Origin of the sequence: Desertivibrio insolitus (genome assembly GCF_017355965.1) — a bacterium.
GTDB lineage: Bacteria > Actinomycetota > Actinomycetes > Actinomycetales > Microbacteriaceae > JAFIQW01.
The window spans coordinates 431347-449242 of the sequence record NZ_JAFIQW010000002.1 but is presented as its reverse complement, the minus strand read 5'-3'; the positions used below and the strand labels follow the sequence as shown (position 1 = coordinate 449242).

The 17896-nt window shown below is 72.3% G+C and carries 18 protein-coding genes and 1 tRNA gene; 8 read left to right on the top strand and 11 right to left on the bottom strand.

The window, feature by feature from the left end; translation table 11 throughout:
- Positions 1-14 precede the first annotated feature (14 nt).
- From JUB10_RS06025 to JUB10_RS06015, 3 genes are read right to left on the bottom strand one after another with little or no spacing between them, the layout of a single operon-like run.
- Positions 15-1901 (bottom strand): YhgE/Pip domain-containing protein, encoded by a 1887-nt coding sequence (locus tag JUB10_RS06025; protein WP_207454760.1) that lies wholly within the window; start codon positions 1899-1901, stop codon positions 15-17.
- The gene (locus tag JUB10_RS06020; protein WP_207454759.1) at positions 1898-4777 is read right to left on the bottom strand and encodes an MMPL family transporter; all 2880 of its coding nucleotides are present in this window, start codon (positions 4775-4777) and stop codon (positions 1898-1900) included. Before JUB10_RS06020 ends, JUB10_RS06025 begins: the two co-directional genes overlap by 4 nt.
- Before the next feature lie 4 nt (positions 4778-4781).
- Positions 4782-5342 carry a TetR/AcrR family transcriptional regulator gene (locus JUB10_RS06015; protein ID WP_207454758.1) on the bottom strand — a complete coding sequence of 187 codons (561 nt, stop codon included), beginning with the start codon at positions 5340-5342 and terminating at the stop codon, positions 4782-4784.
- Between the two features lie 143 nt (positions 5343-5485).
- Here JUB10_RS06015 and JUB10_RS06010 point away from each other — a divergent pair, with 143 nt between their 5' ends.
- The gene (locus JUB10_RS06010) at positions 5486-5677 is read left to right on the top strand and encodes a hypothetical protein (RefSeq protein ID WP_207454757.1); all 192 of its coding nucleotides are present in this window, start codon (positions 5486-5488) and stop codon (positions 5675-5677) included.
- Positions 5674-5877, top strand: a complete 204-nt coding sequence (locus JUB10_RS06005; protein WP_207454756.1) for a hypothetical protein — start codon at positions 5674-5676, stop codon at positions 5875-5877. Before JUB10_RS06010 ends, JUB10_RS06005 begins: the two co-directional genes overlap by 4 nt.
- A gap of 71 nt (positions 5878-5948) precedes the next feature.
- Here JUB10_RS06005 and JUB10_RS06000 read toward each other — a convergent pair whose 3' ends face one another.
- Both JUB10_RS06000 and JUB10_RS05995 read right to left on the bottom strand, forming a co-directional pair.
- Positions 5949-6428 carry a histone-like nucleoid-structuring protein Lsr2 gene (locus JUB10_RS06000; protein ID WP_207454755.1) on the bottom strand — a complete coding sequence of 160 codons (480 nt, stop codon included), beginning with the start codon at positions 6426-6428 and terminating at the stop codon, positions 5949-5951.
- A 47-nt stretch (positions 6429-6475) separates the two neighbouring features.
- Positions 6476-6551: transfer RNA gene (locus JUB10_RS05995), tRNA-Lys, on the bottom strand.
- Between the two features lie 160 nt (positions 6552-6711).
- Between JUB10_RS05995 and bcp the strand changes: the two genes are divergently transcribed.
- Entirely contained in the window at positions 6712-7188 is a 477-nt protein-coding gene (bcp, locus tag JUB10_RS05990) for a thioredoxin-dependent thiol peroxidase (protein ID WP_207454754.1), read from the top strand.
- Positions 7189-7220: 32 nt separating this feature from the next.
- Here bcp and JUB10_RS05985 read toward each other — a convergent pair whose 3' ends face one another.
- Together JUB10_RS05985 and JUB10_RS05980 are read right to left on the bottom strand one after the other, a co-directional pair.
- Positions 7221-8462, bottom strand: coding sequence for a mechanosensitive ion channel family protein (locus JUB10_RS05985; RefSeq protein WP_207454753.1), 1242 nt, complete (start codon positions 8460-8462; stop codon positions 7221-7223).
- Between the two features lie 56 nt (positions 8463-8518).
- The gene (locus JUB10_RS05980; protein ID WP_207454752.1) at positions 8519-8941 is read right to left on the bottom strand and encodes a hypothetical protein; all 423 of its coding nucleotides are present in this window, start codon (positions 8939-8941) and stop codon (positions 8519-8521) included.
- A gap of 177 nt (positions 8942-9118) precedes the next feature.
- On the opposite strand from JUB10_RS05980, the gene JUB10_RS05975 reads away from it, so the two are divergent.
- Both JUB10_RS05975 and JUB10_RS05970 read left to right on the top strand, forming a co-directional pair.
- Positions 9119-9367: a WhiB family transcriptional regulator gene (locus tag JUB10_RS05975; RefSeq protein WP_207454751.1), complete on the top strand. Its 249-nt coding sequence runs from the start codon at positions 9119-9121 to the stop codon at positions 9365-9367.
- A 156-nt stretch (positions 9368-9523) separates the two neighbouring features.
- The gene (locus JUB10_RS05970; protein WP_207454750.1) at positions 9524-10600 is read left to right on the top strand and encodes a DNA polymerase IV; all 1077 of its coding nucleotides are present in this window, start codon (positions 9524-9526) and stop codon (positions 10598-10600) included.
- An 82-nt stretch (positions 10601-10682) separates the two neighbouring features.
- Here the strand turns inward: JUB10_RS05970 and JUB10_RS05965 are convergent, their stop codons facing one another.
- The 3 genes from JUB10_RS05965 to JUB10_RS05955 all read right to left on the bottom strand — a co-directional run bounded on the left by JUB10_RS05965 (position 10683) and on the right by JUB10_RS05955 (position 14196).
- Positions 10683-12173, bottom strand: a complete 1491-nt coding sequence (locus JUB10_RS05965; protein WP_207454749.1) for a sensor histidine kinase — start codon at positions 12171-12173, stop codon at positions 10683-10685.
- A 170-nt stretch (positions 12174-12343) separates the two neighbouring features.
- Positions 12344-13573 (bottom strand): AAA family ATPase, encoded by a 1230-nt coding sequence (locus JUB10_RS05960; protein ID WP_207454748.1) that lies wholly within the window; start codon positions 13571-13573, stop codon positions 12344-12346.
- Positions 13573-14196 carry a hypothetical protein gene (locus JUB10_RS05955; protein ID WP_207454747.1) on the bottom strand — a complete coding sequence of 208 codons (624 nt, stop codon included), beginning with the start codon at positions 14194-14196 and terminating at the stop codon, positions 13573-13575. Before JUB10_RS05955 ends, JUB10_RS05960 begins: the two co-directional genes overlap by 1 nt.
- A gap of 90 nt (positions 14197-14286) precedes the next feature.
- Between JUB10_RS05955 and JUB10_RS05950 the strand changes: the two genes are divergently transcribed.
- Entirely contained in the window at positions 14287-14586 is a 300-nt protein-coding gene (locus tag JUB10_RS05950; protein WP_207454746.1) for a helix-turn-helix domain-containing protein, read from the top strand.
- Here JUB10_RS05950 and JUB10_RS05945 read toward each other — a convergent pair.
- Complete coding sequence (locus JUB10_RS05945; protein WP_207454745.1) at positions 14583-15164, bottom strand: hypothetical protein; 582 nt, start codon at positions 15162-15164, stop codon at positions 14583-14585. The genes JUB10_RS05950 and JUB10_RS05945 overlap by 4 nt on opposite strands.
- 148 nt (positions 15165-15312) lie before the next feature.
- Here JUB10_RS05945 and JUB10_RS05940 point away from each other — a divergent pair, with 148 nt between their 5' ends.
- Both JUB10_RS05940 and JUB10_RS05935 read left to right on the top strand, forming a co-directional pair.
- Positions 15313-15774, top strand: coding sequence for an Rv3235 family protein (locus JUB10_RS05940; RefSeq protein WP_207454744.1), 462 nt, complete (start codon positions 15313-15315; stop codon positions 15772-15774).
- 42 nt (positions 15775-15816) lie between these two features.
- The gene (locus JUB10_RS05935) at positions 15817-17805 is read left to right on the top strand and encodes an acyltransferase family protein (RefSeq protein WP_207454743.1); all 1989 of its coding nucleotides are present in this window, start codon (positions 15817-15819) and stop codon (positions 17803-17805) included.
- The last annotated feature ends 91 nt before the right edge of the window (positions 17806-17896 follow it).

Here is a 17896-nt window from a genome sequence, read left to right as displayed (position 1 = left end):
GACCGGCGGTCGCATCACGCGGTCGCGAGCACCGACCGGCGGATGTCGCGGCGGCGCCGTGCCCCGGTCGCGACGACCGTCACGAGCACGGCCAGCAGGGCCGTGACCGCGAGCAGCACGATCGCGAGCACCACGCGGGCGGGGTCGCCCCCGGCGACGATCGCCTGCACGCCGTCGACCGCCCAGCTCAGCGGCAGCAGCGGGCTCAGCGCCTCGAACGGTGCCGAGAGCACCGCGGTCGGGTAGAGCCCGCCCGTCGAGGCCAGCTGCAGCGCGAGCAGCAGCAGCGACACGACGAGGCCGGCGCGCCCGAACAGGGCGGTGAGCGCCGCGTGGATCGCGGCGAACGCGAGCGCGACGACGAGTGCGAAGCCGAGCGTCGCCGGCAGCGCCTGCCAGCCGAGATCGAGCGTGCCGTGCAGCACGGCCACGAGGAGCACCGCCTGCGCGGCGACGATCGCGAAGGCCTTGAGCAGGGTGCCCGACACGAGCCGGCCGGTGGTCGCGGCGGACTCGAGGGCACGTCGGCTGAGCGGTGCGAGCACCAGGAAGACGGCGAGCGCGCCGAGCCAGAGGCCGAGCGGCACGAAGAGCGTCGCCACGATCCGGGTCGGGTCGTCGACCTGGTTCGTGCGCTCGACGCTGACGTCGACGGGGTCGGCGAGGGCATCGGCGGCGCCCTCCGGGTCGTCCGCACCGGGCAGCTGGTCGGCGCCGGCCTGCAGCCCGTCGGAGAGCTGCTGCGCGCCGGAGGCGAGCTGGTCGGCGCCCGTCACGAGCTGGTCGGCGCCGCCCGCGGCATCCGAGGCTCCCGTCGCGAGCGAGTCGAGACCCGTCGCGAGCGACCTCGCGCCCGAGTCGAGGGCGGCGGACCCGGCCGACAGCTGCGCGGCGCCCGAGGCGGACTGGTCGATGCCGGACTGGATGCCGTCGACGGCGGTGCCGGTCGCGGTGACGAGCTGGTCGCCGCCGACCGCTGCGGCGGAGAGGCCGTCGGTGATCTGCTGCAGCGAGGCCTTCAGCTGCGGCGGGATCACGGCGTCGGGGTAGGCCTGGATCGCGCCGTTGACCTGTCCGAGCCCGCCGGAGAGCTGGTCGATCCCCGCGTCGTACTCGTCGATGCCCGTGGTGAGGTCGTCGAGGCCCGCGGCTCCGCGGTCGAGCTGCTGCAGGCCGGAGGACAGGGCGTCGACGCCGTCGGTGTACTCGTCCACCCCGGCGGCGAACTCGTCGGCGCCGGTCGCGGCGTCGGCGGCGCCGCTCGCGAGAGTGTCGAGCCCGGTGCCGAGCCCGTCGATCCCGGTCGCGAGCTCCCCTGCACCGGTTGAGAGGTCGCCGGCGCCGGAGGCCGCCTCGGTGAAGGAGGACCCGAGCGTCGTGTACAGGCCGCCGAGGTACTGGCTCGTGATCTCGGTGCCGAACGCGTCGGCGAGACCCTGTCCGACCGTCTGCACGAGCGAGCCCGTGAGGTAGTCGTGCGCGTCATCCGTCCGCACGTCGATGCCGGCCTGGGCGGTGCCGCCCTCGAGGATCGACTTCAGCGACGCCGAGAAGTCCTCCGGGATCGTGAGCACGGCGTTGACCTCGCCGGAGTCGAGCAGCTGCTCGGCGTCCTCGGCGTTCGTGATCGTCCAGGCGAAGCCCTCGGTGTCGGGCGCGGTCAGCTCGGTCACGAGCTGTCGGCCGCCGAGCAGCGGGGTGTCACCCTCGGCGGTCGTCAGCGTCACGAGCTCGTCCTCGTTCACGACGGCGGCGGGGATGCGGCCGTCGTCGGAGTCGAGGGCGCCGATCGCGCCGACGACGAGACCCGCGAACGCGAGCGGCACGGCGAGGACGGCGGCGACGGCCAGCGGACGGCGGAAGCCGGGGCGTCGGCCCTGGCGCGGGATGGCCGTGCTCATGCGCGGATTCCTTCGGAGATGTCGAGGCTTCGGACCGGGCGACCGCCGGGAGCGGTGCGGGTCGCGGTGTCGGAGGTGCCGAGGACGAGGGTCGTCCCGGGCGCGGCCAGGGTCGAGACGGCGCCGAGGAAGGCGCTCTGCTCGTCGGCCGGAAGGGCGTCGGGCTGGTCGAGCACGACGACCGGGGTGCGCTCGAGGATCGCGGCGGCGGCGAGCACCGTCGTGCGCTCGAGCGCGGGCAGGTCGGCGAGGCGCGCGCCCGCGCCGAGCGAGCGGGCGCGGTGACCGGCCGAGGCGAGCGCGTCGCGCACGGCCTGCACCGCGGCGTCCGACTGCCTGCGGGCGGCGCCGGAGCGGAGCACGGATGCCCGGAGGGCGAGCCGCTCCCCCAGCACGTCGCCGACGGTGCGCCGTGCCTCGTCGCCGCCGAGGTCGAGGGAGGCCATCGCGACCAGGCGCCCCACCCTGCCCGACTCGGACGGGAGCGGGTGGCCCGCCACCTGCAGCGACCCGGCGAGCGGCTCGAGCCGGCCGGCGAGGGTCGCGCCGACGATGCGGCGCGCGGACCCGGAGCCGTCGAGCAGCAGGATGCCGCCCGGCGGCACGTCGACGTCGAGCGGGCCGACCTCGTGGCCGGGGGCACCCGCGACGAGGCCCTCCGCCGTGATCGCGCTGTCGGTCTTGTCGGCGGCCCACGCGTTCGCCGCGCGGTGCTCGCCGAGGCTCTCGCCCTCGATGTCGACGTTGGGCAGCACCCGGGCGAGGCCGCGGGGCAGCCACCACGCCGAGCGGCCGAGCAGGGTCATGACGGCCGGCACCAGCGTCATCCGCACGAGGAACGCGTCGAACGCGATGCCCGCGGCGAGCCCGAGCGCGATCGGCTTGATCGTGCCGGAGCCCTCGGGCACGAACGCGAAGAAGACGAAGAACATGATGAGCGCCGCGGCCGTGACGACCCGGGCGCCGTGAGCGAAGCCCTCCTCGACGGCGCGTCGGGGGTCGCCGCCGTGCACGAACTCCTCGCGCATGCCGGAGACGAGGAAGACCTCGTAGTCCATGGCGAGACCGAACAGCACCGCCATGAGGATGATCGGCATGAAGCTGAGGATCGGTCCGGGGTTCTCGACGTGCAGCAGGTCGGCGCCCCAGCCCCACTGGAAGATCGCGACGACGACGCCGAAGGAGGCGACGACGCTCAGCAGGAAGCCGAGCGCGGCCTTGACCGGCACGACGATCGAGCGGAACACCATCAGCAGCAGCACGACCGAGAGGCCGACGACGACCACGCCGAACGGCAGCAGCGCGTCGCTCAGCCGCTGCGAGATGTCGATCGAGACCGCGGTCGTGCCGGTGACCCAGACCTCGGTGCCGTACTCGTCCTCGAGCTGCGGCGCGAGCTCGCGGATCGACTGCACGAGGGTCTTCGTCTCCGGGTCGGCCGGCCCGGACTCCGGGATCACGCGGATGATCGCGGTGTCGAGCCCGGGGTCGGGGATGCCCTGGCTGACGAACGCGACGTCGTCGAGGTCGTCGAGTTCGCCGCCGATGGCCTTGAGGTCCTCCAGCACGTCGGTGGTCTGAGTGATGTCGACGGCGACGATGAGCGGGCCGTTGTAGCCGGGGCCGAAGCCCTCGCCGATAAGGTCGTACGCCTGGCGCTGCGTCGACTCGGCGGGCTCCGAGCCGTTGTCGGGCAGGTTGAGGTCGAGCGACAGCGCGGGGATCGCGAGCGTGCCGAGCACGGCGACGACGCCGACCGAGGCGAGCACGGGATGCCGCATGACGCCGCGCACCCAGCGGCGGCCCATCGTCGGGCGGCCCTCGGCGCCCTCGACCGCGCGGCGATGGCTGCGCGAGCCGGGCTTCGGGGCGAGGCGCCCGCCGGCGAGGCCGAGCAGCGCGGGCAGCAGCGTCGTCGCGACGGCGATCGCGAGCAGCACGGCGATCGCCGCGGTGACGCCCATGACGCTGAGGAACGGGATGCCCACGACGAGCAGGCCGAGCAGCGCGATGATCACGGTGACGCCGGCGAACACCACGGCGCTGCCGGCGGTGCCGACCGAGACGGCCGCGGACTCCTCCGGGTCCATCCCCCTGGCGAGCTGGGTGCGGTGCCGGGAGACGATGAACAGCGCGTAGTCGATTCCGACGGCGAGGCCGATCATGAGCGCGAGCAGCGGGGCCGTGCTCGACACCGTCGTCACCGCCGAGAGCAGCGTGATCGCCCCCATGACGATCCCGACGCCGATGAGTGCGGAGAGCAGCGGCATCCCGGCCGCCGCGAGCGAACCGAAGGTGATGAGCAGCACGACCGCCGCGAAGATCACGCCGAACACCTCGGTGATCGTGATCCCGAAGGTGTTGTCCTGGAACACCTGCCCACCGAACTCGACGCGCAGCCCGGCGTCCTCGCCGATCGACGCGAGGGCGGTGAGGTCTTCGAGGGTCTGCTCCGTGACATCCGTCGCCGGTCCGTCGAACTGCACCTGGATGTACGCCATGGTCTCGTCGTCGTTCACCGCGTCACCCGCGAACTCGTCGAAGGGCCCGACGACGCCGTCGACGCCGTCGAGGTCGGATGCCTCGTCGACGAGCTCGTCGATGACGGGTCCGTCGTCCTCCGCGGTGATCGTCTCGCCCTCGGGTGCGACCAGCAGGATCTGCGCGCTCGCACCGGCGACCTGCGGGAACACCGCCTCGAGCCGGTCGAGCGCCTCCTGCGACTCGGTGCCGGGGATCGCGAAGGACTCCTCCGTCTGGCCGCCGGCGAGCACGCCCGCGCCGAGCACCGCCGCGAGGGCGAGCAGCCACGCGGCGATCACGTACCAGGCGCGACGGAACGAGAACCGGCCGAGCCGGTAGAGCAGGGTTGCCACGGAGTTACTCCTGGTCGACGGGGGCGAGCAGTTCGGTCATCACGGTGATGAGCGCCGCGCGCATCGTCGGGAGCGGCTGGGGAAGCTGCTCGTGCATGTCGCCCTGCACGAGCATGTAGGCGGAACCGGCAAGGGCGATGCCGAAGCGGATGCGGGTCTCGACCGAGTACTCCTCGCGGTCGAAGACGTCGGCGATGCGCGCGACGAGAGCGTCGGTGCGCTCGAAAACAGGGGCGTCGACGCCGCTGTTCGACTGGTTGACGAAGATGTGCACGGCCTGGCGGTGCGCGAGCAGGAAGTCGACGAACTCGACGACGAAGGCCTCGCGGCGCTCGCGCGTGAAGGGCCTGCCCTCGAGTCCCCTCAGGATCTCCTCGATCGCGAGGCAGGCGGGCTCGAGCACGGCGGCGAGCAGCACCTCCTTCGAGGCGAAGTGGTACAGCACGCTGGCCTTGCTCGTGCCGGTGGCATCCGCGATCCTCTGAAGAGAGGTGCCCGCGTAACCGGCGCGCGTGAACTCGTCGAGGGCGACACGCAGCAGCTGTTCCCGGGTGGTCGTGGCCATGTCCGCGAGTCTACTGTCCGATCGGTCAGTTTTCTAACCGTTCGGTCAGTTCCTCCCCGCCGCCGCTCAAGCTGAACGCCGACTGGACGAGGGCTGGCCGCGGTTCGCTAGCGTGGGGAGGAAGGAACGAGCGAGGAGCCGGAATGCGCAAGTACCTCTTCAACGGGGCCATCATCGGATCGATCTTCAGCGGCATCGGGACCATCCGATCCACCACCTCCGGGCCCCGCGACTGGCGGCTCGTGCTCACCTGGGTGGCCTGGGCGGCGACGCTCGCCGTCGCGGTGGGCACCGTGGTGATCGAGAACCGCCAGGAGGAGCTCGAGGGCCGATGAACCAGGGCGGCGATTTCGAGATCGTCGACGCGCTCTACGCGACCGGCACGGCGCTGTTCTACGTCGTGCTGCTCGTGGCCGCGGCGATCGTCACGGCGCTGTTCGTGCGCTTCCTGCTCACGGCGACGAAAGCCGCGCAGCTCTACATCGACCGCCATCAGCCGGACGGACCAGGGAACGAAAACCAGCCCCGTCACTAGAAACGAACGAACGGCCCCGACGCATCCGCGTCGGGGCCGTTTCGCGTTTCCGCCCGGTTATCGAGCGGAGCTCAGTGGGCGGCTTCGTAAGCGTCGATGATCTCCTGGCGCAGCCGGCCGCGGTCGCCCGTGGGATATCCGTTCTGGTTCGCCCAGGTGCGGATCTCGGCGAGGCGGGACGAATCCGACGACGAGGACGACGAGGAGCGGCGCTTGGTCGAGCTGCCGCGGCTCTGGGCCGGGGCGTTGCCGAAGCGGGGCTGCACCTGACGAGCCGCGTCGATGAACGGCGAAAGCGCCTCGCGCAGGCGGTCGACGTTCTCCTCCGAGAGATCGATCTCGTATTCGGTGCCCTCGAGCGAGAAACGCGTCGGACGGAAGTCGTCCGGCAATTCCGACCCGTCGAGATCGTCGCGGTAAGTCGTGACAATTTCCTTGACCATGGTCGTGAATATAGGGCAGAAACCCCGCGGCGAGCAATTCCCCGCCGGAATTGCACCTGGAGCATGCGCCGAGAATTTCGCGTGGTTATCGGCAAAACGAATGGGCACGGGTTGAACGAAAAAGCGCCCCGTCCGGATGGACGGGGCGCTTTCGGTGGTACACCCCCTGGGACTTGAACCCAGAACCCACTGATTAAGAGTCAGTTGCTCTGCCAATTGAGCTAGAGGTGCGAGCGACGAAGAGCTGTGGAAGAGCTCCGCGCCGAGGATCAAGGTTAGCACCTCGACCGGCCTTCGTGCCAATCGGGTCGGCGGCCGTGCCGATCGGGCCCGGGGCATCCGTTCGAGAGGCCTCAATAGGATGGCGCCGACTGGCGATCGAAAGGACACCATGACCGCTCGCATCGAGGCCGGCGCCGAGGCCCCCGACTTCACGCTTCCCGACCAGGACGGCTCCCCCGTCTCGCTCGCCGACTTCCGCGGCCGCAAGGTCGTCGTGTACTTCTATCCGGCGGCGTCGACCCCGGGGTGCACCACGGAGGCGTGCGACTTCCGCGACAACATCAACTCCCTCGCCTCGGCCGGCTACCAGGTGCTCGGCGTCTCGAAGGACCCGCTGCCCGCGCTGCAGAAGTTCCGCGAGGAGCAGAACCTCAACTTCCCGCTGCTGAGCGACGAGGACCTCTCCGTGCACAACGCCTACGGCGCCTACGGCGAGAAGTCGATGTACGGCAAGACCGTGACGGGCGTGCTGCGCTCGACCTTCGTCGTCGACGAGGAAGGCCGCGTCCAGCTGCCGCTCTACAACGTCAAGGCCAAGGGCCACGTCGCGAGCCTCCGCAAGAAGCTCGGGATCGACGCGGGCTGACGTGCCGCGCGGCGTCGCTGTCCGCGCCTCGCTCAGTTCGCCGAGTCGCCCCGCCCGCGGTCGCGCTCGAAGCCGTCGTCGAGCGGCGGCTCCTGCTGCTTACTGATCGTCTGGATCGGGCCCGTGAACTGGCTCGCCCGCTCCTCCGCGCCCGCCGTGCCGTGGAACAGCGCCGACGGGGCGGTATCGGTCGAGGGCTGGGCGGGCGAGCGCCGGGTGCGCCCCTTCGGCTGCGGCTGCTCGGCCTCGACCATCTGCACGCGGGTGCGCGGGATCGCGTCGGGGCTCTTGGTGTGCAGCCATGCCACGAGCTCCTCGCGAATGAAGCAGCGCAGGTCGAACAGCGTCGGGGCGTCGATAGCGGTGACCAGCACGCGCACGCGCACGTAGCCGCCCGTGGCATCCGTCACCTGCAGCACCTTGACCCGGCCGTCCCAGAGCTCGGTGCGCTCGAGGATGCGGTCGAGCTCCTCGCGCATCTCCTGCGGGGTCACCCGCCAGTCGAGGTCGAACTCGACGCTGCCGAGCAGCTCGCTCGAGGTGCGGGTCCAGTTCTCGAACGGCGTCGACGTGAAGTACGTGCTCGGCAGCACGAGGCGGCGGTCGTCCCAGATGTGCACGACCACGTAGGTGAGGGTGATCTCCTCGATGCGGCCCCACTCCTCCTCGACGATGACGACGTCGTCGACGCGGATCGCGCCGGAGAAGGCGAGCTGCACGCCGGCGAACACGTTCGCGAGCGTCGACTGCGCCGCGAGACCCGCCACGATCGAGAGCAGACCGGCGGATGCCAGGAGGCTCGCGCCGGCGGCGCGGGCGCCGGGGAAGGTCAGCAGGATCGCGGCGAGCGCGACCACGACGACGACCGCGACGGTGAGCCGGCGCAGGATCAGGATCTGCGTGCGCACGCGGCGGGCGACGCGGTTGTCGCGCACGTCGGTGCGGTAGCGGCTGAGCCACATGCTCTCGAAGAACGTCAGCAGCCCGCCGGCGAACCAGGCGCCGCTCGCGATCGCGAGGATCAGGAAGAGGTGATCGAGGCCCGCGCGCCACTCGGGCGCGGGATTCGAGACGGCGAAGGCCGCCCAGAGCAGCATCACGAGCAGGAACACCCGGAACGGCAGCCGCGCGTGCTTGATGAGGCGGCGTGGCCAGTCGTGCTTCCTGCCGACGAGTCGCAGGGTCGCCGCGAGGACGACCGTGAGGACGACGGCGGTGACCACCGCCGCGGCGACAAGGACCAGGAAGCCCCACCAGGAGTCGGGTCGGATCAACTGCTCTCCCTTCGTTTCGAAGCCGACAACGTTAGTCGAGCCGACCTGTGAGGCCGTCAGTCGTTCGTCGCGTCATCCTCTCCGCGCAACGAGAGGGCCGAGACGACGGGCGGGGTGAAGAGCAGCACGATGATCGCCGCGGCCGGCACGAGCAGGTACCAGGCGACATCCGCGCGGGCGAAGACGCCCTGGAAACTGCCGAGCGCGAGCGCGAGCTGGAGCGCCTGCCAGGTGAGCGCCGCGCCGCGCGTCCAGGCGCGCCCGCGGCGTGCGTTGACGGCGATCGCGCCCAGCCAGACGGCGGCCAGCGCGGCGAGCACGGCGAGCCCGATCGCGCTCGCGAGCGAGGTCGCGTCGGCGACGAAGATCTCGACGACGAGGAAACCCGCGATGACCGCGAGAGCCGCGCTCTCGAGCGCCAGGAGGGCGACCAGGAGGTTAACGAGAGGTGACGGGCGGGTTTCGCCGGGAGCGTTCATCCGCGTCCGATCTATTGACTCGACTTGGTCGATGTGTGAGCATAAACGACGTTGATTTTCGCGCCCACAGTGTAGTGAGCCGGCGCTGAGACTTCCCTCTCTTCGAACCGAAGGCGGTCGTTCGACCGTATGCGCGCTCCATCAGCGCGCCCGCTATACAAGGAGTACCAAAACCTCATGGATTGGCGTGACAAGGCTGCCTGCCTCACTGCAGACCCCGAGCTCTTCTTCCCGGTCGGCAACACGGGTCCGGCCGTCGACCAGATCGAGAAGGCCAAGTCCGTCTGCGCGTCGTGCAGCGTGACCGAGCTCTGCCTGCAGTACGCCCTCGAGACCAGCCAGGACTCGGGTGTGTGGGGAGGCCTCAGCGAGGACGAGCGTCGTGCGCTCAAGCGCCGCGCCGCCCGCGCTCGCCGCGCCTCCTGACGCAGCAACGGATCGCGTGAACGGGCCCCGCTGGGGCCCGTTCCGCATTTAACCGGCAGCGCGACCGGATGCCCGTGGCATCCGCCACGCCCCTCGTCCTGGCCATCGCCGCTCCTCGTCCTGGCCATCGCCGCCCGGCACGGTCAGGATGAGTCCATGACGGCCTGGGTGCTGCACGTCGACATGGACCAGTTCATCGCCGCGGTCGAACTGCTGCGCCGGCCGGAGCTGGCGGGCAGACCGGTCGTCGTCGGCGGCCGGGGCGACCCGACCGAGCGCGCGGTCGTCTCGACCGCGTCGTACGAGGCGCGCGCCTTCGGCATCCGGTCGGGCATGCCGCTGAAGATCGCGGTCAAGCGATGCCCGGACGCGGTGTTCCTGCCCGTCGACTTCCCCGTCTACGAGGCGGCGTCGGCGCGGGTGATGGAAACGCTGCGCGCGTTTCCGGGGGCGACGGTCGAGGTGCTGGGCTGGGACGAGGCCTTCGTCGGGCTCGAGAGCGACGACCCCGAGGCGACCGCGCGAGCGCTGCAGGCCGCGGTGCTCGAGGCGACGCAGCTGCACTGCTCGATCGGGATCGGCGACACGAAGGTGCGGGCCAAGAACGCCACCGGCTTCGGCAAGCCGCGGGGCGTGTTCCGGCTGACCCAGGAGAACTGGATGACCGTGATGGGCGACCGGCCGACGAAGGAGCTCTGGGGCGTCGGCAGCCGGATCGCCGAGCGGCTCGCGGGGCTCGGCGTGCGCACGATCCGCGAGCTCGCCGCGGCGCCCGAGGACGCGCTCATCGCCGAGTTCGGCCCGAACACCGGGCCGCACTTCGGGCGGCTGGGGCGCGGCGACGGGAGCGCCGTCGTCGACGACACCCCGTGGGTGGCGAGGGCCCACGGCCGGGAGACGACCTATCAGCGTGACCTGACGACGCGGGAGGAGGTCGGCGAGGCCCTCCGCTCCCTCGCCGAGCAGGTGGTCGGCGACATCCGGCGCGAGGAGCGCGCCTGCGTGCGGGTGCACCTCAAGGTGCGCTTCGCGCCGTTCGACACGCTGACCCGGGTGCGCAAGCTCGCGGAGCCGACCTTCGATCCCGCGGCGATCGCCGCGACGGCACTCGCACTGCTCGACGCTCTCGGCGACGACCGGCCGATCCGGCTGCTCGGGGTGCGGGCCGAGATGGAGCCGCCCGAAGGCGGCTATGAGCCGCCGCGCACGCACGGCCGGCGGGGCGGCCCCTAGCAGAGCGAGTTCGGCGCGGCGCCAGCGCCGTCGCCCGTCCCGGGCGACGGACACTCAGCCTGCCCGACGGGTTCCTGGGTCGTCAGCGCTTCGCGAGCCAGCGGAGCGGAACGTCGATCGTCACCTCGGTGCCGCTGCCGACGAGCGTGTGCCAGTCGATCGTGCCGCCGAGCTCGCCCTGGATGAGGGTGCGCACGATCTGCGTGCCGAGTCCCGCCCCGACCTTGCCCTCGGGCAGGCCCACGCCGTTGTCGCGCACGCGGACGACGAGGTGCTCGTCGTCGTGCTCGGCGATGATCTCGACCTCGCCGTCGCTGCGGCCGGCGAGACCGTGCTCGACGGCGTTCGTGACGAGTTCGGTGAGGGCGAGGGCGAGCGGCGTCGCATACTCGCTCGGCAGCACGCCGAAGCTGCCGCGGGAGCGCGGGCGCACGGTCGTCGAGTGCGAGCTCGCGACCTCGGCGACGAGCAGCAGCACGCGGTCGAACACCGCGTCGAAGTCGACGTTCTGGCTGAGGCCCTCGCTGAGGGTGTCGTGCACGACGGCGATCGCGCCGACGCGACGCATCGCCTGCGTGAGCGACTCGCGGGCGACGTCGCTGTGCACGCGGCGGGCCTGGATGCGCAGCAGCGACGCGACGGTCTGCAGGTTGTTCTTGACGCGGTGGTGGATCTCGCGGATCGTCGCGTCCTTGGTGATGAGCTCGCGCTCCTGGTGGCGGAGCTCGGTGACGTCGCGGCAGAGCACGATCGCGCCGGTGCGCTCCCCGCTCGCGCGGATCGGGATCGCCCGCAGGGAGACGGTGACGCCGCGCGACTCGATGTCGGTGCGCCAGGGCGCGCGGCCCGTGACGACGAGCGGCAGCGACTCGTCCACGATGAGCCGGCCGGTGAGCAGGTTCGTCGTGACCTCGGCGAGGGACTCCCCCTCGAGCTCGCCGGCGAAGCCCATGCGGTTGAAGGCGGAGAGCCCGTTGGGGCTCGCGAACGTGACGATGCCGTCGACGTCGAGCCGGAGCAGTCCGTCAGAGGCCCGCGGGGCGCCGCGACGCGGGCCGGTCGGGGCGCCGAGGTCGGGGAAGTCGCCGAGCGCGATCATCGAGAAGAGGTCGTTGGCGCACTCGTTGAACGTCAGCTCCTGGCGGCTGGGCGTGCGTGCCTCGCCGAGGTTGCTGTGCCGGGTGATGACGGCGATCGGCCCCGTGACGCTCTTGTTCGCCGGGTCGATGCGGCGGAGCACGGGCACGGCGCGCACGCGCGTCGGGGTCTCCTCGAACCAGTGCGGGGCGGCGGTGTCGACGATGCGGCTGGTCTCGAACGCCTCGCGCACCTGCTCCTCCCACTCCTGGCGGATCTCCTGTCCGACGAAGTCGCGGTAGAAGAGCGTGGCGGAGCTGGAGGGGCGCGCGTGCGCGACGGCGACGAAGCGACCGGACGCGGACGGCACCCAGAGCACCATGTCGGCGAAGGCGAGATCGGCGAGCAGCTGCCAGTCGCCGACGAGCAGGTGGAGCCACTCGACATCCGACTCGGGGCGACCCTGGGCGAGCACGAGGTCACTGAGCGTCGACACGCCCTCAGTCTAGGTTGGGCGCGGAAGGCCGGATGCCGACCGTCGTTCGGTCGCCGCCGGAGCTGGATGCCCACGGCTCGACGCCCCCGGCTCGACGCCCCGGCGCGACGCTCACGGCTCGACGCTCGCGGCTCGGCGCCCCTGAGCTGAACGCCTGCAGCTCGTCGCTCTCATACCGCGGGCACGGCTGCCCTCCGCCCCAGCAGTCCGCGCGACCGCCGCGGGGCTGCGGCCGGTGGCGCGAGCCGTTCGGCTACTAGCCGCTGCAGGGGAACCCGCACGGGCGAGCGCGGCGCGACGTCGAGCAGGGTGCGCCCGGCGAGCAGGGCCGCGTCGAAGCCGGCGGGATCGGAGGGCAGCAGCACCGCCTCCGCGATGCCGGCGAAGCGGGACAGCGTGCGGGTCACCTGCGTGTGCGGGTTGAGCCCGATCGCGGAGGCGCGGACGCGGTTCATGACGACCGTGATCCGCTCCGGCTCGACGAGGTCGACGAGGTCGACGTGAGCGCGCAGGAATCTCGACAGACCGACCGGGTCGGCGGCGCCGACCGCGAGCACGGCGTCGGCGTCGCGCAGGGCTGCGAGCGTCGCGGCGTTGCGGCGCGGAGCGAACACGTCGCTCGAGATCTCCTCGTCACTCTCGAGGCTCGACGCGACGTCGACGACGGTCCAGTCCGCCCACGTGCGCGTCTGCCGCAGCACGCCGGCGACCCGCTCGGCGCCGAGCTCGGGCCAGCGACTCGGTCGTCCGATGCCGGTGAGCACCTCGAAGTCGCCGCGTGCCGACTCGTAGCGCTGGCTCACCCGCTCGAGCTCGGCGTGATCGAGCCCGCCGGCGTCGACGAGCCGGCACGCGGCGGCGAAGCCGGGGGACTCGTCGAGCAGCCCGAGCGCGGGCGCGATCGAGGCGCCGTGCGTGTCGGCATCCGCGAGCACGACGCGGTGACCGGCCGTGGCGAGCTCCGCGGCCACGCCGATGGCGACGCTCGTGCGGCCCGGCGCTCCCGGCGGGCCCCACACCGCGACCACCGAACCGCTGCGTCCGCTGGGCCGCTCGGGAGAGAGCGGTGCACCGAACGCGGCGGCATCGAGCTCGCTCCAGTCGCTGTCCGCGTCGTGGATCTCGCGGATGCCGAGGCCTCCGGCGAGGCGGCGGCCGCGATCGTCGGCCGCGAGCGCGAGCGGACGGGTGCCGACGAGGTCGCAGGCCGCGAGAACACGGTCGTTCAGCAGCTCGGGCTCTGCGGCGATCACGAGCAGGTCCGGCGCGAGGTCGACGATCGCCGCGGCGGCGGTGTCCGCGTCCCCGAGCCGCGCGAGCACCAGATGCCCGTGTCGCGCGGCCTCCGCCGCGTGACGTTCGGCGAGCCAGGAGGGCAGCGCGAGCAGCACGCGGGCCATCAGCCGAGCCCTCCGCCGACGGGCACGAGGGCGAGGGCGTCCTCCGCGGCGACCGCCTCGAGCACGCGCGCGACCCGGTCGTCGGGAACCAGCAGCTCGACCGACACGGTGTCGCCCGCGACCACCATCCCCTCGGGCTCCGCGATCCTCGCGACGGTCGCCTCGGGCACGAGCACGGCAGGCGGGCCGACGTCTTCCCCCGCAGCGCCGCCGGGCGACGACCAGAGATCCACCGCGGCACCGGGCGCGACGGCCTCCGCGAGCTCGCCCGTGATGCTCACCATCACGCTGGCCGAGTCGACGTCCGCCGCGTCGCCGAGGACGGAGCGGGGCAACAGCTCCCCCTGCGCGACGGGCCGGGTCAGCACGACACCGTCGGCGGGCAGCTCCCCGACCGTCAGGTAGGTGCGGTGGGCCTCCGCCAATCGCACCGGCCGCGCGACGAGCTCGGCCTCGCTCACCCGGTCGCCCGGCAGCAGGGTGTCACGGGCGGCGTAGATCTCGACGGTCTCATCGGCCGCGGCGACGACGGCCACGACCCCGGCGACGGAGCCGGCGACGAGGAGGACCCCGATGAGGAAGCGGATGTCGAGCCAGAAGGCGCGGAACGGTCGAGCGGCCATGGCGCTTATCGTGCGCCCGCGGCGATCGCCGCGCTCGACTTATCCACAGGGCCGGCGCGGCGGTTCGACGGGCCGAGAATAATCGCCTCCATGACCGACTCGGCAGCCGCTGGCCTCGGCCGCTTCCTCACGATCGGGGACGTCGCCGACGTGCTCAACGTGTCGGTCGGCCAGGCGTACGCCCTCGTGCGCAGTGGCGAGCTTCCGGCCATCAAGATCGGCGGGCACGGGCAGTGGCGGATCGAGCGCACGGTGCTCGAGTCCTACATCGAGGCGAAGTACGAGGAGGCCCGGCGCCTCAGCCTCTGGAACCAGTCCGACCTGGGCAGCGTCGCCGAGTTCGCGCCGCGCGACAGCCGCCGCGACTGGGCGCCGAGGAACCCCGGCTAGTACCGGACCAGCACGAGCTGCTCGAACGGCACGATCCGCCACTGCGCCACCGAGCGCTCGCGGCGGGGCTCTCCGACGGCGTGCACCGCGAGGTCGAGGTGATCCCGCCCGACCCGGTCGATCGTGCCCGTGACCTGGAACCCGTCGCAGCGCAGGTCCACCGTGCGCCGGCGACGGCAGAGGTCCCGCAGCACGAACGAGAGGGTCAGCTTCGCCGAGAGGGAGCGGTCGCCGTCCGGCTCGCCGGAGGGGACGCTCGAGGGCAGCTGGCGCCTGCCGAGCACGAGCGACGCGACCGACGCGATCGGCAGCAGGGCGTCACGGCGCTCCCCGAGGTCGAGCCGGCCGGACACCCAGTCGCGCCCCACCGAGGCGACCTGCAGGGAGATCGTGTCCCCGCCCCGCAGCACGACACGGACGGGATCGGCCTGCCGCTCCGCGAGAGCCCGCAGGCGGTCGCGCACGCTCATCCGGCCGAGCCGCAGCCGCTCCTCCTCCGCCTCGAGGTCGACCGCCTCCGCGCCTAGCTCGTGGTCGAGCTGGCCCTCGAGGTCGTCGAACAGACGGTCGAAGCGCATGCGGCCGACCGTACCGACGCCTCGAGCACGCCGTCCCGGTTATCCACAGAAGCACTGACCGCTGTTTACACGCCGCCGCTCCGGCTGCTTTCATGTGCCTACGTGTACCCCCTTCGGGGGGTCCCTCGACCACATGCGAGGAGCCGCGATGAGGCCTGCACCACCACTGACAGGAGCGACGCCGCCGAGCGCCGGAGCCACCGCCCGCGTGCTCCGATCGCAGCTCGACACGGACGAGTACTTCGGCCATCAGCCGACGGGGAGCGATGCGCTCCCCGATCCGCAGCCACTGCTCGAGAATCTCGCCCGCTGCGTCGTCGAGGTGCTCGCGGGGGCGCGTGACCTCGAGCAGATCGCCCGGTGGGTGAGCGACGACGTCTACCGGCATCTGCTGAAGCGCGTCGTGCTGAGCACCCGGGCGCGGCAGGCGAAGGGGCAGGCGCCGACCCGGCCGGCCGTGCGGATCGGCTCCGTGCTCGTCTGCCAGCCCCGCGACGGCGTGGTCGAGGCGACGGTCGTCGTGCACGCGCGGGCCCGCACCCGGGCGGTCGCGCTCCGCCTCGAGGGTCTCGACCGACGCTGGCGCGCGACCGCGATCCACGTGCTCTGATCGTTCACCCGCGCGTCATCCTCCCGCCCTAGCGTCGCCGACGTGAGCGAGGCGGAGGGCGTGCGAGGACGCGGGCACTTCCGGCGCGACCTGCAGGGCCTCCGAGCGGTCGCCGTACTACTCGTCGTGGCGCACCACGCCGGGCTCCCGGTCGCCGGCGGCTGGATCGGCGTCGACGTGTTCTTCGTGCTCTCCGGGTTCCTCATCACCGGGCTGCTGGTGCGGGAACTGGACGCCACGGGCCGCGTCGACCTCGGCACGTTCTACGCCCGGCGGGCGCGCCGCATCCTCCCGGCTGCGCTCGTCGTCGCGCTCGCCACCGCGTTGCTGAGCGTCGTGTTCGTCGCCCCGCTGCGTCTGCCCGACGTACTGGAGCACGGGGTGGCGGCGGTGCTCTCGGTGCCGAACGTGCTCTTCGGCATCCAGGGCACCGACTACCTGGGCGAGGACCTCCCGTCGCCCTTCCGGCACTACTGGTCGCTCGGCGTCGAAGAGCAGTTCTACCTCGTCTGGCCCCTGCTGCTGCTGGCGGTGAGCGCCGTGACGCGGCGCAGAGCGGCGCTCGCCGCGGCCCTCGTCGCGGTGACGGTCGGGTCCTTCGTCGCATGCCTCGCCATGCTTCCGGTCTCGCAACCGACGGCGTTCTTCCAGTCGCCGTTCCGGGCGTGGGAGCTCGCAGTGGGCGGCGTGCTCGCGCTGCTCCCCCTCGCACGGATCCCTGAGACAGCCGCCCGCGCCGCCGGCTGGGCCGGCCTCGGCGCCCTGCTCGTCGCGGCGATCGTGCTCGACGACGCGACGCGGCATCCGGGCTGGGCGACGCTGCTCCCGGTGCTTGCCACGACGGCCGTGATCGCCGGCGCCCACGCGCAGCAAGGAGCACGGGTGCTGCTCGCCGCGCGCCCGATGGTGGCCATCGGCGGCCTGTCGTACTCGCTCTACCTCGTGCACTGGCCGCTGCTCGTGCTGCCGCACGAGGCCGTGCAGTGGCACGCCCTGCCCGGCTGGCTCGACGTCGTGCTCGCGGCCGCGGCGTTCCCCCTGGCCTGGCTGGTGCACCGCGTCGTCGAGGAACCGGCGCGCAGCCTCCGGATGCCGCGCGCCCGCACACTGCTCGCCGCGGCGGCGGCCCTCACCGTCGCCGCGGTCGCCGTGGCGGCGGCCGGCATCGTCGCGACGGCGCGACTGCCCGAGCTGCACAGCACCCGCGCGGCGGCGAGCGCGCCCGCGCCGGCGCGCTTCGTGCCGAGCGACCTCACGCCCACGCTCGCCGGCGCAAGGGAGGAGCGCGGCGACCTCACCGACCTCGACTGCCAGCAGAGCCGCTCGGGCGAGGGGCTCGTGACGTGCGACTTCGGGCCCGCGGCATCCGGTGTCACCGTCGCTCTCGTCGGCGACTCCCACGCGGGGCGGCTGTTCCGCGCGTTCGAGGGCGCCGCGCAGTCCGAGAGCTTCACCCTTCGCACGATGGTGAAGTCCGGGTGTCGCTCCGTCGACCCTGACGACGGCTGGCTGACTCCCGACAACCCGACCTGCGGGACGTGGCGCACGGACATGCTGGCGGCGGTGCACGCGGACCCGCCGGATGTCATCGTGCTCGCCAATCACACCGGCGTCGGCGGCAGTCGGGGCGAGAGCGGCTGGCGCGACGCGCTCGAGCAGTCGATCGACCGCCTGCCGTCGTCGGCGCGCGTCGTCGTCATGCAGGACTCCCCCGACCTCGGCCGCTCCCCGCTGTACTGCCTGTCGGCGAACCTGGACGCGGCGGACCGCTGCGGGGCCGAACGCAGCGCCGCGCTGAACCCTGCGGCGCGCTCGGCCTTCGCCGCGGTCGCGCCCGAGCGCGGCGCCGGGCTCGTCGACCTCACCGAGCGGTTCTGCGACGACGCCTGGTGCCCGGCGATCATCGGCAGCACCCTCGTCTACACCGACGATCACCACCTGTCCGACGACTTCGCCGCCTCCCTCGCTCCCGCCGTCGCCGACGCGCTCGAGCCCTTCCTCACGACGAGCGGATCCTCCTTCTCGGATTGACGCTGGACAGCCGAGGGAGGCTCGGGTTAGTTCATGAGAGCGCTCCCACAGGCGCGGGACGCTCTTTCCTCTCACCGGATAGATGGAGACG

What these genes read in the sequence shown, in the direction of transcription:
- JUB10_RS05960 (WP_207454748.1), bottom strand. Translation starts at nt 13,573, where the DNA reads ATGGCCCGCGTGCTGCTCGCGCTGCCCTCCTGGCTCGCCGAACGTCAC.
- JUB10_RS05955 (WP_207454747.1), bottom strand. Translation starts at nt 14,196, where the DNA reads ATGGCCGCTCGACCGTTCCGCGCCTTCTGGCTCGACATCCGCTTCCTC.
- JUB10_RS06010 (WP_207454757.1), top strand. Translation starts at nt 5,486, where the DNA reads ATGCGCAAGTACCTCTTCAACGGGGCCATCATCGGATCGATCTTCAGC.
- JUB10_RS05970 (WP_207454750.1), top strand. Translation starts at nt 9,524, where the DNA reads ATGACGGCCTGGGTGCTGCACGTCGACATGGACCAGTTCATCGCCGCG.
- JUB10_RS05940 (WP_207454744.1), top strand. Translation starts at nt 15,313, where the DNA reads ATGAGGCCTGCACCACCACTGACAGGAGCGACGCCGCCGAGCGCCGGA.
- JUB10_RS05945 (WP_207454745.1), bottom strand. Translation starts at nt 15,164, where the DNA reads ATGCGCTTCGACCGTCTGTTCGACGACCTCGAGGGCCAGCTCGACCAC.
- JUB10_RS05980 (WP_207454752.1), bottom strand. Translation starts at nt 8,941, where the DNA reads ATGAACGCTCCCGGCGAAACCCGCCCGTCACCTCTCGTTAACCTCCTG.
- JUB10_RS06005 (WP_207454756.1), top strand. Translation starts at nt 5,674, where the DNA reads ATGAACCAGGGCGGCGATTTCGAGATCGTCGACGCGCTCTACGCGACC.
- JUB10_RS06025 (WP_207454760.1), bottom strand. Translation starts at nt 1,901, where the DNA reads ATGAGCACGGCCATCCCGCGCCAGGGCCGACGCCCCGGCTTCCGCCGT.
- JUB10_RS06015 (WP_207454758.1), bottom strand. Translation starts at nt 5,342, where the DNA reads ATGGCCACGACCACCCGGGAACAGCTGCTGCGTGTCGCCCTCGACGAG.
- JUB10_RS05950 (WP_207454746.1), top strand. Translation starts at nt 14,287, where the DNA reads ATGACCGACTCGGCAGCCGCTGGCCTCGGCCGCTTCCTCACGATCGGG.
- JUB10_RS05975 (WP_207454751.1), top strand. Translation starts at nt 9,119, where the DNA reads ATGGATTGGCGTGACAAGGCTGCCTGCCTCACTGCAGACCCCGAGCTC.
- bcp (WP_207454754.1), top strand. Translation starts at nt 6,712, where the DNA reads ATGACCGCTCGCATCGAGGCCGGCGCCGAGGCCCCCGACTTCACGCTT.